This is a genomic window from Pedobacter nutrimenti (assembly GCF_032678445.1).
In the GTDB taxonomy this organism is placed as follows: domain Bacteria; phylum Bacteroidota; class Bacteroidia; order Sphingobacteriales; family Sphingobacteriaceae; genus Pedobacter; species Pedobacter nutrimenti_A.
In genome coordinates, this window is the sequence record NZ_JAVTSQ010000002.1 from 540,314 (window position 1) to 555,607 (window position 15,294).

Here is a 15,294-nt window from a genome sequence, read left to right on the forward strand (position 1 = left end):
TTGTAGTTGGCAAAGGTATTAATTTTGGGCGAATTGGCCGGGTATTATCTCATCTTTTACCTCGGGAAAACAAACACCACACCTAAGGCCAGTGTCTGACTGCCCTGGACCTTGGAAGAAGTATTTCTGTCATACAAACCCACACCTGTTAAGGTGGTGCTCATGAAGCGGTTTACCTTAGCGGTTAAAGCCACATCCAGACGATGATTCATATAGCCTACGTTCTCATAAGGGATCAACACCATATATTTACTTTTCAGGTTGATATTAGGGAAAATGTCCTTGTCAAAGTTCATTACGATCTGGAAACCGAGATCATTTCTGAAAGTTTTTCCTCTTTCAACGCCGTAACTGTCTGTTTTCCCTCCGGGATTACCTGGATTGGCTTCATCATAAGCTCTAAAAAGCTCATCATTGTCTAATACAAAAGTTTGTCTGGCAGAACCTGTACCGAGCCTGGTAGAGAAATATTTAGTGGGTTTGTATTCAAAACCGACAGATTCGGTAAGGTAGCCTGGCGACATGAATTTAGAAGTCAATGTTGCAACTTCCTGTCCATTATTCGTGCTATAGGCAAAACCCTTATCAAACTGCGACTCAAAAGTTACGGATCCGAAGAAATACCAGTTCTTCGAAATCTGGATGGCCGCCTTATTATCCCAGTAGATCCTATCCACGGTCTTTTTCTCCATCTGGTCCTTGTTCTTCACCTTTCCATAGTTCAGGATCACCTCCGTCACATAACTATAGCTTTCCTTGCTATATTCAGCCTTGTAGTTGATAATGCCCGCCAAAGCCAATGAGTTCACTCCACCGCCACTCCAGTTATTTGAAAAAGCCGCCTGGTTCAGGTTGATCCCAACCGAAGTCTTCGTTTTCCAGTAATTCACTTTGGAATTAACAATCTGCGGTTCAATCTTGACCGGCTTAAATAACAAAGTCCCAATTCTGGAAGGCAGCGGACTGCGCTTCAGCTTAATATTGAGATCTTTTGTATTGATTGGAATGGTATCAATTTCCTGTGCCTTTAAAGTTGCGCAAACAGAAAAGAGTAAGAATATGCTGATATAAAAACCTTTCATTACTACAAAGAAAACAAAAATGTTCTTTATCAAAGACCTAAATTTAAACTAATTGTCTATTTAAGGCTTTATTTCCTCTATAGTCACTTTTGGAAGGGGCGGTAAACGCAAGGCCCTTGGATTTCTTTTATAGGCTGCGTAATTGTTCCGGAGGAACAGGGTAAACGCATAGTCCGAGGCCGAAAGCACAAATTCATAGGTTGGACGGTACTGCTGCATAAAATCCGTCAGCTCATAATCGTGGATATTTAAAACCCTTTCCACATACTCCGGCCGGAAACGGAAATCAATTACTTGTTCCCGGTAATCCTTTTCCAGGATTTTTTGAAGATGCCTGGCATTGGCCCCTTTACGGCTCAGCAGATTATAAATCGCATCAATACCAAGTCCTGCACCCTCTGGCCCAACATTGAGCAGATCTTTGGAACTGCCCCGGTCTAAAGCATATTTATATTCCTTAAGGGTTCTGTCGTATTTCTGTTTAGGTGTAGGCAAACTCCCAATAATCTTGACCTCCTTAAGCCGGATAAAATGAGGCGTAAGCTGGAAATAGATAGAATTCTGGCCTTTATACACCACCGTATCAATCGCATAACCCGACAAGGCTGCAAAAAGCGTATCACCAACAGCCACCTGTAGCGTAAACTCCCCTTTGGCATTATTGTAAATGCCCACATCATTTTTAGGATTATAAATATAGACCTTTGCCAGCCTTTGCTTGTTGCTTTTGTCCATCACAAAGCCCGGCACAGTTTTTTTCTGCGCATGTAAGATGCCCGTGCAGGTGCACATCAAAAGGAGAAGGAGAAATCCGGTGAGTTTCATTTGCATACAAAAATACACGATCAGAATGATGCAGTGCGAGATATTAACATTATTTAACGATCTGCAGCTGCTGGCCGATTTTAATTCCTGAGTCCAACAGGTTATTAATGGTTCTCAATTCTTCTACGGTAAGGTTGTAACGTTTAGAGATATTGTACAAAGTGTCGCCCTGTTTTACGGTATAATACTTTGACGTATTTGAAGAGGAGGTATATACCGGCGTACTGACCTGAGGTGTGTCGGCAGTGCTGTCTGGCGTGGTGATCACCTGTTTAGAGGGCGGTGTCGCCACAGGGGCAAATTTCTTCTGTTCTACGGCAATATTGGCATTGATCTCTGTAAAAACCCGGTCTTCACGGATAATTTTCTGTTTTTCAGACTCAGACTGGTCATACTGGTGCAGCTGATACTTTTCAATCAGGTTGATCAGCAGGTCAGGGTATTTTGGATTCGTCGCATAGCCCGCTTGTTTCAAGCCATAAGCCCAGTTCTTATAGTCGTTTTTATCCAGCTGGAACAAAGCGCTATATCTTTTCCTTTTGAGGAATTCAGAATGGTCCTTGTAAGACTGGCGGGCATCCTTATAGACCCGGAAACAATCGTTCTTCTTGTCGTCGTCTTTATAATAACCCTTGCCCTTCCATTCAGAAGTCACCTTGATTCCAAAATGGTTATTGGCATATTTGGCCAGACTGCCATTCCCGCTACCAGATTCCAGAATACCCTGGGCCAGGGTAATACTGGCCGGAATACCATAGGTATTCATTTCTTCGACGGCCACACCTTTAAAAGCATCTATATAGCTTAGTGTCGTATAACTTAAAGCATCTGGATTGGCTTTCTTCGCCTGTTTCTCAATCTGGCGGTTGTTCCGGCTATATTTCCTGGAAGAGCAGGCCGTAAAAAATAAAAGCAGTATTGGAAGCAGCAGTCTGTAGTTCATTCAATTAATTGTCCGGTGTATGTACGGTTTGTTTCGTTACTTTTCCAGCTAAGGAAGGAATCGGGAATACAGCCTCCAAATATTGTTGCGGCCTTTGGTCATACTTAAACAGCTCATATTTTTTGATCAGCCCAATCACTTGAGACGACCAGCTTCTGCTGCGTGCATAACCTCCCTTTTGTATACCTTTTGCCCATCCGACATAGTCGGACTCATCAAATTTATCGAAAAGACTGCTAAAAGAAGACTTGCTTTCCAAAAATTCTACAAAATGATTGTAAGAGTCCTGAACCGAAGGATAGTCTTTATAGGCAGAACGGATCTCTTTACTGGAATTCTGGCCTTTTACACCGAAATGGTTGTTGAGGTAGCGGGCGATTTTACTGGTCCCGGAGGCCGATTCGTGGATGGCCACCGCAAGGATCACACTGGCCGGGATATGGGAAGCTCTCATGAGTTCCTGTGCATGATCCACATTTTCATTAATATAATCAAGAGTCGTTTGGGCTTTGGAGGCCGTAAATGTAAACAGGAGAGCGGTCCAGATGTACATTAGCTTTTTAATCATATTTTTTTTCTTATGATGAATAATCCGTCGCGGACGGGTAAGATCAGTTTCTCCACCCTCGCGTCATTGGCAACCTTATCATTAAATGTAGTAATATTTTTTGTATCTTTATCTTGTTGATTACTAAGTACTTTTCCACTCCACAGCACATTGTCCACAATAATAAGCCCTCCCGGCCTGATCCTGTCGAACACCAGATCATAGTAAGTACCATTGTTTTTTTTGTCTGCATCGATGAAAACAAGGTCAAAAACCTCGTTTAAGTCCTGTAAAGTTTGTGTCGCATCACCCAGAATATACTTAATTTGCTCATCGTAAGGAGATTGTGCAAAACTTTTTCTCACCATGTCTTCTAATTCAACATTAATGTCCAGGGTATATAGAATTCCATCAGCACTCAAACCCTCCGCAAGGCATAAGGTTGCGTAACCGGTAAAGGTCCCGATCTCGAGTATCCTTTTGGGCGCCGTGAGTTTACTCAGCATGCTGAGTACCCGGCCCTGATAATGGCCGGACAGCATTCTTGGCATCAATACCTTTAAATTAGTTTCCCGGTCAATTTGCTGTAAAAGAGCGCTTTCTGGTTCGCAATAGTTTAACAGTAAATTTTGCAGGTCTTCATTAATCATACTCATGTTGTCTTTATAAACGGTGCTCTTGCATAAAATATTGCAGGATGATGGTCGCTGCAATCGTATCCACTCTCTCTTTGTTCTTTCTGTCCTGCTTTTTCAAGCCACTCTGCATAATGGTTTCCTGCGCCAGTTTAGAGGTAAACCGCTCATCTATCCAATACTGTGGGATGCCAGGAAAATTTTTCTTAAGGGTGGTTGAAAAACCTTTTACATGCTGTGCAGAATCCGAAGGAGAACCATCCAGTTGCTTTGGATCGCCCAATACAAAAGCCTCCACCTGTTCGGTCAGCAGGTATTTTTTTAAATAGTCGATCACGTCTTTGGGGTGTATGGTATCCAGTCCGGTTGCGATGATCTGCAGAGGATCAGTCACTGCAATGCCGATGCGTTTGGTGCCATAATCAAAGGCGATAATACGGGCCATAAATCAATATTTAAAACAGAATAAAAGATTAATTAATGGGCAAAGGTAAGGAATCTCCCGGCTAATCTGGTCATTGTTCATTTTCAGGAACCTGCCTGGCGCCAGTATCTTGCTCCGGTATGGAGGGTAAAAATTACCGTCAGCAAGCCCGCGGTCAAGCCCAACAGCAAAGCCAGAAAACCGGCACTAAAGCCATATTGACGAGGAATACTGAACTCTGCAAGCAACAGGATCAGAAAGGCCACACTGAGGGAAATCCCCCCGTTTATCCCCGCCATTTTAAGCAGGAATTTTGTTTTCTGGAGGTGATCAGGAATCAGCAGGTCTGTTTTTCCTTTTTTATACAGATCAATTGTCTTTCTGGACAGGTCAAACGTAATGATAAAGGGTAAGAAGAGTACCATAGGCAGTAAGAATCGCGCAAAACACTGCTCCCCCCTAAATAAATAAACCGCTTCCTGAGTTCTGAAGGCGAAGTAGGGAATACAGGTGTTGAAGAAAACATTCGGCAGGAAATAAATGATCAGGTTCCTGCGTACAAATTTATTGATGAACATACAATTATAGTAAGGCTCCTTCCAGCACGGTTTCCCCTTTTAAAATCAATAAAGCCTGGTCTTTAATCGCCGAAGCCTCCTGTGGGTCCAGGAAAACCGTATTGGAGTAAAAACTGAAATCCATTTCTCCTTTAAAAGTACTGACCACCAGTGTATTCGGGTTTCTCCAGGGAAAGCCCACACTAGGACTGTAAATAGCTTCCAGTTCAAAGGAGCTATAGGACTCGGGAATGCCCAGCCTGCCCATGTTAGAGAACGTAAAATCATGCGTACCATCCGTTGACCTCAGGTACCTGACCATGTTGGGTACCGAGGCATGAAAATACTCGCTCATGAACAGCAGCTCATGGACCTTCATGGCGGATATTTTAGAGTCCAGGTCCTCTTTCAGCTGCTGTGCTTTTGCCAGGAAACCAATTTTCGTGCCTTTTTTTATAGAAAGCTCTGCAATAGGTGCAAAGGCAAACATATGGTCCTCTTTAATCTCCTTTACAAAGCGACGTACATCCACCGGGCAAATGACTTTGCCATGCGCGCGATCCCCTTTAACCTTATGAAAAGCCTCCAGGAAAGCCACACATAAAGCCGAATGTAAGGTCACACCAGTCGCTTTACAGCCAGCCATCAAAGCTGAGGTCCTTTCCTTATCCAGTTTCCAATGCATCATATATCCTTTACCTGCCGGATGTTGTTTACGGGAAGACTTAAAGAGAAAGAATACGGAGGCCAGGACAGAAAACACCCTGGCTTTGAAAATTTTCGAGGGGCTGCTGGAATAGGATTCCGAAAGCAAACCTGCAATGGAGTCAAAAGGCGGATAGCTGCCAATTTCCCGCTCCGGCTGATCCAGCAACTGCAGGACCTCTGTCATCAGGGCCACAAAAGTAGTTCCATCGCAAACGCAGTGCGGACAAACCAGGATCAGATCGGAAACCGAAGCACCTTTAATCCAGACCACCCTGGCCAGGGGAAGGTTTTTGTCGTCGAAAAGTGCAGACCACTCCCTTTCAGATTCCTGTTTCCAGTCTTCATCACTTTGGCGGTCTACCACCCGTACCGGAATCTCCGACAGGTGGTTGCTGGAGGTGAAATGAGGAATTCCTTTAGTATCCTCCTGGATCCTGGCCCTTAATAAAGGGTGTTTTTGCTGTACTTTGGCCAATGCAGCACGAAGGTTCTCCAAAGAAAAGCTCCCCCTGATTTTAACTGCAAAAACACAATTGAGCGGGGTTGTCGCATCCACATACATAATTCTTTCGCCAATGATCAGTCTTCTTCTCATAATTATTTTAAGCCTGGCCTACGGCCTGTTTTAATTCAGTTATTATACTATCCCGGATGGCCAGCGCTTGTTCATAAGGAATAAAGCCCTCGCTGGCGACCAGTGTAAAATCCATTCGTTCCCGGTAAGTCGATGTGATCAGGGTGGTGGTATTGCCCAAAGGACCAATCACAGAAGGACTATAAATCCTTTCCAGGCTGAAAGCCTGATATTCATGTGGAATATTGATCCTGCCCAGATTGGAAAACATACAGTCGTTACTGGATTTACCATATTTGAGAAATTTAGTGAAATGTTTGAGGGAAGAATGAGACTCCTCCATCATCATGATCGTCTCATAAGGATCCAGTTTTGCCGTTTTTTTATCAATATCTGCCTGCATCTTACGGGCATTGTCAAAAAAGCCCGGGTCCTGCGCAGCAGAAACCACCATCATCAGCCCAAAAGCAAAAATATTGTCCTTTTTGATTTCCGGAGCGAAGCGCCGGATGTCGACAGGGCAGGAAATTTTGTTGTTGAAAGCTTCTTTTCTGACCACTTTAAAAGCATTCAGTACAGCCATACACAAGGCCGTATTTACCGTCACCCCCTGCTGTTTACAGCTGCGGATCAATTGTTCGCCTACAGCTTGATCCAGGCTCCAGTTCAGCATATAATCCCTTTTTCGTTCTACGGCCTTTTTGGGCAAGGGAACCAGCCAGAGGACCAGACTTGCCACACTGCCAATCAGTTTCGCTTTCAGGATCTTCTTCTTATTCCGAAGCACCTCCGCAGGAACAATATCGTTGAGACTTAAAATTGGTTTTTCTTTGCCGATTTGTGCCTCCCCATTGTCGAGCAGCTGCAGGAGTTCGGCAAGAATGGACATGGCCGAACCACCATCGCAAAGACAATGATGGATCACCAGGATCAAATCCGAAAACTCGGTTCCCTTGATCCAGACCAGCCTCATCAGCGGGCCTGTCCGGGTATCAAACACCGTAGACCATTCCTGTACCGACTCTTGTATCCAGTCGTCCTCTCCAAGTCGGGTGCTGATCCTTACCGGGATGTCCCGTCGGGTCTGGCCTTCTTCCACAACAAACCAGGGCATTCCCTTCTCATCGTCTTCTACAAAAGCATTTAAAAGCGGATATTTCTCCTGAAGCTTTTTTAATGCCTGTTGTAGTCCGGCCAAATGAACCTCTCCTTTGAGGCAAATTGGAATCACTGCATTAAAAGGGGCCGACCCATCGCCATGCAGCATGCGTTCTGCAAATAATAATCTTCTCTTCATGGGGCTCAGTTGATGCTTGCCAGTACTTGTTCAGCAGCAGCAAACTCTTCCAAAAGTTCCACCGCTTTGTCATTTCCGCCCGCAGCAAGAAAAGTCTCCTTAATCTGCAAGGCTGCATTCCTGTACTGCGGATTTTCTAGCAGCTCGAGTACCGCATTTCTGAGGTCTTCAATCCGGAGCCGCTTATAGCGGATCTTGATGCCACAACCCGCGTTTTCAATCAGTTTTGCGGTATGAAAATGGTCGTAGGCAATCGGCGTGATCAGCATAGGAAGCCCATTGATAAAGGTATCGTTCACCGTATTGAAGCCGCCATGGCAAATCACGGCATCCATCATGGGCATCAGTTCAGACTGAGGCACAAAGCCATTAACAATGAAATTGTCAGGCCATTTTTCAAAAATATCCGGATTGGTGGCCGCAACAATGGTTAAAGGCGTATCGGCAAAAGCATCAATCAGTTTCCGGAAAAATGCAGCACGGATGTCCACCAGCAAGGTCCCCAGAGAAACAAAGATCTTAGGCCCTTTTGCCTTTTTCAGACGCTCCCAATCAAAAGCAGCCTGGTTTGGACGGCCCTTAACCGGGCCAATAAATTTCATATGCGGCATCGGATCTTCAATACCGGCAAATTTCTGAGAGGTGAAAACCAGGTTCATTTTATGAGAATGGATCACGATTTCATCCCCGTATACACCAAATTCCCTTTGCAGGCCTTTAATCAGGTTTTCCTGCCATTCAAATATTTTGGGGGCACTGGTTGCGGTATCGCCCATCACATCCGGTGGGACCGGGGTGGTCGTTACACAAGGAATGCCTTTAATATGGGCACATAATGCACCCGCAAAAGTAATACAGTCGTTTACAATTACATCAGGTCTCCAGTTATCCACCGCTTTACCCAAAGCGCCCATCATGATGCGGGCAATGGGCACATAAGTCTCTTCCAGGGCCAGCTTCATCACTTCAGGTCCGGAGCAGGAAGGCCCATCATCCTGGCGTTTTAAGATTTGCTGAAGCTCCTGCTGATGCACCTTTAAATCTTCTTCCGGATAAATATATTCTCCACCCTGCGGGATATGATGAGCCGCTAAGGGCGTTACCCCAATCCATTTTACTTCATGTCCGCGGGCAATCAAACTGGACCCTATACTTAATGTAGGGCTGATGTGTCCAAAAAAGGGAGGTACTGCAAATAAAAATCTTGACATAATTTCTTTGTTAAATTGGGTAGGCGAGTTCGGCTTGTTGCATCAGCAGATCTGCGGCACCATGGGTTCCCCCGGCGGCGGCAAAGGATGCACTGATTTGTTGGGCTGCTGTTTTGTACTGATTGTTGCTCAATATCTCTTCTGTAGCCTCCTTCAGGTGCCGGGCTTTAAAGCGATTAAAATTTAAACGTAAACCTGCGCCCACCCGAACAACACGGCCAGCCACGTGGCTCTGGTCATAAGCAATCGGGATCACCACCATAGGAAGTCCATTGGTTAGGGTTTCGCAAACCGTGTTGTGACCGCCATGGCAAATCACCGCATCCAGATGAGGCAGCAGTTCGAGCTGAGGAATGTTCCGCTGCACGATGAAATTTTCCGGCCAGGCCACAAACAAGTCAGGGTCTGAAACCACGATGACTGTTAAAGGCTGATCAGAGAAGGCTTCCACCACTTTTTCAAAGAAGGCTTTCTTGTGCTCATGGTCGAAAGTGGTGCCTATACTGACCAGTATTTTGGGCTGCATTTTAGTGTTTTCCAATTTGCTCCAGTCAAATACAGGCGCATTACCCATTCTTTTGTGGATTACAGGTCCGGTAAAACGATAATTGGAAGGGAGCTCCATTTCTCCAAAAAATGCCCTAGAAGTTAGAACCAGGGTCAGCAGATCAGAACAAGCTACGCTTTGCTCCAGATCCAGTCCAAGCTCTTTTTGAAGACCGATGATCTGGTTGTTTTCCCATTCGTGGATCTTTGGCAGCTCGTCCATCACTTTGAGTGCGGCCGGAGCAGTCACCGATGTGGCATAAGGGATTTTTCTCTGCAGGGCGGCTATTGCTCCGGCAAACATCTGGTGGTCGGTGATCACCAGGTCAGGTTGATATTGATCCAATAGACCACAAATCCCTTCATAACTGTGACGGTTTAATGGAATCAAGACTTCCTCATAAAGAAACTTGATGCTGTCTATACCATACACGATCTTTTTGGTGATGATGTCCAGGTATTTTTCACTTTCCTGTTTCTGCTGATCATCTTCGGCATAGCTAATCCATAAAAGTTTTCCTCCTTCCGGAAGCCTTTTAGATAGCGAAGCATCAAGACTGATCCAGGCCACTTCATGCCCCTGCTGTAACAAAACAGCACCTATACTCAATGTCGGATTAATATGGCCGGTTAAAGGCGGCACTATAAAAGCAAATCTTGCCATAAGTTCTATTCATTTTTAAAAAATACAGACATCCGGGTTCCAACACTGACCGGATCCTGGATGGGGATATTATGATCACCCGCAATCTCCTCCAAAACGCAAAACCCAATTTGCTCCTGCAAGCGCTTCCCTGCTCCAAGACAATTGGAAGCCGAGCCATACAACAGCAAGGTCGGCTGCGGAATGCCGGAGAGCGCTGCGGTTTCGAAAAAATCCCGCTCCGCCAGCATATCGCTTTTAATACTGGTCTGGTGGAACAGATATTCATACATCCGGTGGTTGCGTTCCATTTGCCGTTTGCCCATTTTTACTTTCGTAGTGTCGGTAAAATTCTGCACATAATGCTCCAGGAATTCCCTGCTGTAATCGTCAATAATATCTCTTGTTTTATCGTCATTGGGGTCCGGGGCTTCAATCACGGCAAGCCGGCCGATCATTTCCGGAAAACGCAGCGCCATTTTTAAAGCGATGAGCCCCCCAAAGCTATACCCGGCAAGATGTACCTTGGTCAGGTCAAGACTGTTCATCAGGGCCAGCAGGTCATTGGTCATACTGTCCAGATCATAGCCCCCGGCGGTTCTTTCACTCAGTCCATGACTTTTCAGGTCGTACATCACCACATGAAAATGCTGTGCCAGTAAAGGAGCAATATTAAAATAATACACAGAAAGGTTGCTGAACATGCCATGCACCAGCAAGACCGTTTCGGCAGCCCCTTTGTTCAGCTCCTGGATATGTACTTCCCGGTTGTTGATGTTTAGGATTGGCATTGCTCTATATAATCGACAATGGTGCCGAGTTTCAGGTTGATCAATTCGTCCAGGTCCATGTTAGACAACCATCCGGTAAAATCGATCTGATCCCCGAAGTGTGCTTTTATTTTCTCAGAAAAAGAAACGATCTCTATGCTGTCCATTTCCAGGTCCTTGGTAAAGGAACTCTCCATAGAAATGTCCATTTCTTCTGCAAATTCTTCCCCGATCACCTCGGTAATAAATTGCTTCATCAAATCAAAGATTTCGCTGCTGTTCAGTTTTGCTGTTGATACTATTGTGTCCATCCGATGATATAATTTTTATGTTTTATAGTGTGTATGAAAATGTCGTTGATCCGGAGTTCTTCTCCTCTGATCTCTTCTATGGTGTAGGCCTTTGGATTTCCCTGCAGCCCTTTGCCCAGGTATTTCCCATAAGCCTCTTTGGCTACCCAGAACCGGGTGGCCCATTCATTTTTTTCTTTGCCGGCAAGCAGGGCCTGTTCTGATTCAGAAAAGACCATTTCATAAAAACCCTGGCTCCGCTCTTCAATTTGTTCTATGTCTATACCCACCGGGCTGTTGTACCTGGCGATACCCACGGCATCTGTTCCTTTATGTGCAATAGAAATCTGAATGCCTTCTGTTCCAGGGCCGGTTACATAAGGCTTGCGGACCTCGTCAGAACCTATTTCCAGTTCAATGGGGTAGCAGGCCTGCTGTTTTTCCAGGTTCAGCAGATTTCTTACCGCGTCTTTAACCGCCACCCGGCTGATCAGCCATTCCTTTCTTTTATTTGGCAATAAGGAAGTATGGTGTTTTTTCTCTGTCTGGTTGAAATAACGTTTTAAAATAAAATCCCAGGAAACCACACGGCTATAGGCCTGATGGAACATAAACACTCCGGGTGCAATTTCTTCAGAAAGACGGTTGTGCAGGGGCGACATGGAAACCCGCCATAAGGCCTCATCAATCTCCAGCCTTCGGTTCTGCCAGCCGGTAATGAGGGCCCAAACCTGCTCATTCCTTTTGATCACGAAATTTCCGGTTGCAAATTCATCATTCAGTTCGGTGAGCTGACAGGTGCATTCAAAAAGGCCTTGCTGATCGGAAAGCTCCCCAAAGAATTCAATCTCTTGTATTTTTACCGGAAAGGCAATGCGGTCTTTCTGAAGCGTGAGCTGCAGCCATAAACCAAAAAGCTGTCCGGCATTGTCCAGTAAGGAGCCTTTACCTGCGGCACCTTCGATCATCCCGGTAATGCCTTTTTCGCCCACAGCGACAATACTCCGGATCCCCTGATAGCCTGGTCCATGAAACATATGTTCTTCATAGATCTGTTCCGGGGTCCTTTTGATGTTCAGGTTCCGGCCAGTATCAAACCTTAGCGTTGGAATTTCCGCGTGCTGAGCAGAAAGTAATACCTCTGCCTGGGCAAAACGCTCCAGGCGAAGAGCGGCCAGGTCCTGGCTCTTCCATTCGCCAAGAACCCTTTCCTGGAAAGGCTTGGCCACATTCATCCATTGAAAAACCTGGATGTTCTGGATCTTTTGAACTCTTTCTCCTGGAGATTGCTCTGCGGCGATTTCTCCAAAAAGCTCAAAGATCATGGTCATCGGGATCACCGGATCCATATCTTCTACTACCGGCCAGCCTTTGGGCTGCCGGAGCAAGGCATGGTCCACCAGGTAAGGACAGTTTTGCAAGTTCACATCCAGATCCTTAAAGAAAGGGATCCGGGGCGCTTGCGAAACAAGGGCGTAAGCTGGCTGATCGGCCCTGTTTTGAAACAAGTGCAGCATTTCAGACTGCAGGCCTATCATTTCCTGCATATTCTCCTGGAAGGCACGCATCACCGGATCGGCCACATCTTGCAGAACGACCTCCTGTTGGTGTATCCGGCCGGCCGGTTGTTGAGCCAGCTTTTTAAGTGCAGCCATATGGCTGATCAGCGGCAGGCCCAATTCCAGCCTAATCCCTTTTGCAGGCGCAGCAGGATGTTCGGGATAACCCATAAAATCGGGATTGGCCAGCCTGCCTTCTACAAAAAGAGCTGCCACCACCCGCTGAAGCTGAGTCAGGCCAGAGCGGATCGGTACATTGGAAGAGATGGTGCTAAAGCTCCTGCCCTTTAAAGTATCGTCGATAAAACCCACCAGCCCACCAGAACCTACCTGTATAAAAACCCTTGCGCCTTGTTCATATAAGCGTTCGGTCAGTTCACGGAAACGTACCGGCTGGATCAGGTGTTCCACACTGAGCTGCCGGATGGCTTCAAAACCTTCCGGATAAACATCAAGAGTGGTGGCAGACCATAAAGGAATGCTTGTTTTTTTAAATTGCATCTGGTTCATGCCTTCCAGCATGGTCTCCAGTTTATCCGCTACAAAAGGAGAGTGGAAACCAGACTGAAATGGCAGGATCTGGTGAAAGATCTGCCTGCTTTTTAAAACAGGGACCAGCTCTTCCAGAGCCGTATTTGTTCCGCACAAGATGACTTGCTGCGGGCAATTGTCGTTAGAAAGGTAAAGGTCTTTGATGCTGGAGAGCAGGTCTGCAACCTGTTCTGTTCCACAGCCCAGGGCAATAAACCTTGAGTCTTTAAGCTCAAAAGTTTCCGGGTTCAGGTACTGGAGCAACTGCAATACGGAAGACTCCTCTGCGAGTTCAGAAGACCTCGCAGCCAGCCATTCTCCCAGACTATGCCCGGCATTCATTGCAGGCAGGATACCCAGTTGCTTCAATGCAGTATCCAGGATACGGCTTTTGTCTAATATCTTCAGGGCCTGGTCCAGTAAACCTTCTGTTTTGCTGATGTTTTGCCTGGAAAGGTTAAAATGAGCAGCCACACTGTCGATTTCTCCTCCCGCAAGACCATCCAGGCCAGGGAAAACAAAAGCAATTTTTCCACCATTGAGCAGCAGAGGCTCATTGGTATACCATATATCTTGTTTATTGCGCCAGGTCTTGTTCTTGGTGGCAATCTTCAGGGCTTTTTGCAAACGTTCCGGGCTGGGGTCAAAGACCGCGATGCGGTATGGACCCTCTCCCGGATGCCGATCCCCGGACTCCAGGGCATTCAGTAAATCCTGATGATTCTGACGGGCCAGTAACAATACAGTATCCCTTTTGTGCCCAAGGACAGGTGCTCCATAACTTTGTAATACGGCATGGGCATTGATCCCGCCAAAGCCAAAGGCATTTACCCCCGCAATGCGGGGCAATCCAGAGTCGGCCCAGTTTTGAGCTTCCTGAACCGGTGTAAAGCGAGTTTCTTTGATTTGTGCAGAAGGATTTCCGCAATGCAGTGTTGGAGGAATAATGCCATGATATAAAGCCAGGGTGGTTTTAATCAGGCCGGCGATACCCGATGCAGGCATGGCATGCCCAATATTGGATTTTACAGAGCCTATTCCTGCTTTAGGTAAGGCCGGGTCATTTCCAAAAAACTGCGACAGGGTTTCCAGTTCTGTTTTATCGCCCAAAGGCGTACCGGTACCATGCGCTTCGATATAGCCTATATCTTTAGCTTCAATCCCTGCATGTTCCCAAGCCTGGGTCATGGCTTTGAGCTGTCCTTTTACAGAAGGACTCATCACACTGGTTCCGCTGCCGTCACTGCTTACACCCAGGCCTTTAATCACGGCATAGATCCGGTCTCCGTCTTTCTCCGCATCTTCCAGCCGTTTCAAAACCACAAAACCACAGCCTTCACCAATCAGTAAGCCATCGGCACCAGCGTCAAAAGGACTGATCTTTCCTTGTTGTGAAAGGGCGCCCAGCTGTGTGAAAATGCTCCAGAAAGCCGCATTCTGACCTACATGTACTCCTCCGGCCACCACCATATTGCAGCGTTTGGTCCGGAGTTCCTGCAAGGCATGGTCTACGGCAATCAATGAACTGGCACAAGCCGCATCCAGGGTATAGGCCACGCCACCCAGGTTTAAACGGTTGGCCACTAAAGAAGCCACCAGGTTTGGAATCAGCCCCATGGCCGTATCCGGACCAAAGCGTCCTTTCCGGGCCTGGAATTCTTTTTTGACCTGTTCAATCTCTTCAGTGCTCAAATGCGGCAACAAGTCCCGGAGCACATGGGCAATCTGTTCCCCCGTACGCACAATTTCAATGGCTCTGGTGGCACCAGGGCCAGCATAGTTTCCTTTTCCAATGATAATTCCGGTCTGATCCAGGGCGCTGTTTTTTCTAAAAACACCTGCATCTTCCAGGGCCTTGTGTACCAGGCTGATGGTGAGCAAATGGTCCGGTTCGGTGCCCTCAACCGCTACAGGAAGGATACCAAAAGCGGCCGGATCAAAGCTAAAGTCTGGAATAAAGCCCCCGCGGTTACAGTAAAACCGGTCTACACCGGCCGTATCCGGATCAAAATGCACGGGGTCAATCCGGTCTTCCGGAACAAGCTGCGTAGAATCTACCTTATTTATAATGTTTTGCCAGAAGGTCTCTGCATCTGCCGCGCCCGGGAAGATGCAGGACATTCCAATGATGGCAACGTCTGTTCTGTTCATA

The 15,294-nt window shown here is 46.4% G+C and carries 14 protein-coding genes; all 14 read right to left on the reverse strand.

Annotated elements, in window-relative coordinates; translation table 11 throughout:
* Nucleotides 1-56: 56 nt before the first annotated feature.
* Complete coding sequence (locus R2S08_RS05145; RefSeq protein ID WP_316834121.1) at nucleotides 57-1,115, reverse strand: DUF3078 domain-containing protein; 1,059 nt, start codon at nucleotides 1,113-1,115, stop codon at nucleotides 57-59.
* A gap of 27 nt (nucleotides 1,116-1,142) precedes the next feature.
* Nucleotides 1,143-1,907: a hypothetical protein gene (locus tag R2S08_RS05150; RefSeq protein ID WP_316834122.1), complete on the reverse strand. Its 765-nt coding sequence runs from the start codon at nucleotides 1,905-1,907 to the stop codon at nucleotides 1,143-1,145.
* A 49-nt stretch (nucleotides 1,908-1,956) separates the two neighbouring features.
* Nucleotides 1,957-2,850 carry a glucosaminidase domain-containing protein gene (locus R2S08_RS05155; protein ID WP_316834123.1) on the reverse strand — a complete coding sequence of 298 codons (894 nt, stop codon included), beginning with the start codon at nucleotides 2,848-2,850 and terminating at the stop codon, nucleotides 1,957-1,959.
* 4 nt (nucleotides 2,851-2,854) lie between these two features.
* Nucleotides 2,855-3,418 (reverse strand): glucosaminidase domain-containing protein, encoded by a 564-nt coding sequence (locus R2S08_RS05160; protein ID WP_316834124.1) that lies wholly within the window; start codon nucleotides 3,416-3,418, stop codon nucleotides 2,855-2,857.
* Complete coding sequence (locus R2S08_RS05165; RefSeq protein ID WP_316834125.1) at nucleotides 3,415-4,053, reverse strand: O-methyltransferase; 639 nt, start codon at nucleotides 4,051-4,053, stop codon at nucleotides 3,415-3,417. The genes R2S08_RS05160 and R2S08_RS05165 overlap by 4 nt, the downstream gene beginning before the upstream one ends.
* A 7-nt stretch (nucleotides 4,054-4,060) precedes the next feature.
* Nucleotides 4,061-4,477 carry a Holliday junction resolvase RuvX gene (gene ruvX / locus R2S08_RS05170; RefSeq protein WP_108553746.1) on the reverse strand — a complete coding sequence of 139 codons (417 nt, stop codon included), beginning with the start codon at nucleotides 4,475-4,477 and terminating at the stop codon, nucleotides 4,061-4,063.
* Nucleotides 4,478-4,560: 83 nt separating this feature from the next.
* Nucleotides 4,561-5,034 (reverse strand): hypothetical protein, encoded by a 474-nt coding sequence (locus R2S08_RS05175; protein WP_316834126.1) that lies wholly within the window; start codon nucleotides 5,032-5,034, stop codon nucleotides 4,561-4,563.
* A 4-nt stretch (nucleotides 5,035-5,038) separates the two neighbouring features.
* Nucleotides 5,039-6,316: a condensation domain-containing protein gene (locus tag R2S08_RS05180; protein ID WP_316834128.1), complete on the reverse strand. Its 1,278-nt coding sequence runs from the start codon at nucleotides 6,314-6,316 to the stop codon at nucleotides 5,039-5,041.
* A 7-nt stretch (nucleotides 6,317-6,323) separates the two neighbouring features.
* The gene (locus R2S08_RS05185) at nucleotides 6,324-7,592 is read right to left on the reverse strand and encodes a condensation domain-containing protein (protein WP_316834129.1); all 1,269 of its coding nucleotides are present in this window, start codon (nucleotides 7,590-7,592) and stop codon (nucleotides 6,324-6,326) included.
* A gap of 5 nt (nucleotides 7,593-7,597) precedes the next feature.
* Entirely contained in the window at nucleotides 7,598-8,803 is a 1,206-nt protein-coding gene (locus tag R2S08_RS05190; protein WP_316834130.1) for a glycosyltransferase, read from the reverse strand.
* 10 nt (nucleotides 8,804-8,813) lie between these two features.
* Nucleotides 8,814-10,013, reverse strand: a complete 1,200-nt coding sequence (locus R2S08_RS05195; RefSeq protein WP_316834131.1) for a glycosyltransferase — start codon at nucleotides 10,011-10,013, stop codon at nucleotides 8,814-8,816.
* Nucleotides 10,014-10,018: 5 nt separating this feature from the next.
* Nucleotides 10,019-10,783 carry an alpha/beta hydrolase gene (locus R2S08_RS05200; RefSeq protein ID WP_316834132.1) on the reverse strand — a complete coding sequence of 255 codons (765 nt, stop codon included), beginning with the start codon at nucleotides 10,781-10,783 and terminating at the stop codon, nucleotides 10,019-10,021.
* Complete coding sequence (locus R2S08_RS05205) at nucleotides 10,771-11,073, reverse strand: acyl carrier protein (RefSeq protein WP_108553753.1); 303 nt, start codon at nucleotides 11,071-11,073, stop codon at nucleotides 10,771-10,773. Before R2S08_RS05205 ends, R2S08_RS05200 begins: the two co-directional genes overlap by 13 nt.
* Nucleotides 11,061-15,293, reverse strand: a complete 4,233-nt coding sequence (locus tag R2S08_RS05210; RefSeq protein ID WP_316834133.1) for a beta-ketoacyl synthase N-terminal-like domain-containing protein — start codon at nucleotides 15,291-15,293, stop codon at nucleotides 11,061-11,063. The genes R2S08_RS05205 and R2S08_RS05210 overlap by 13 nt, the downstream gene beginning before the upstream one ends.
* Nucleotide 15,294 lies beyond the last annotated feature (1 nt).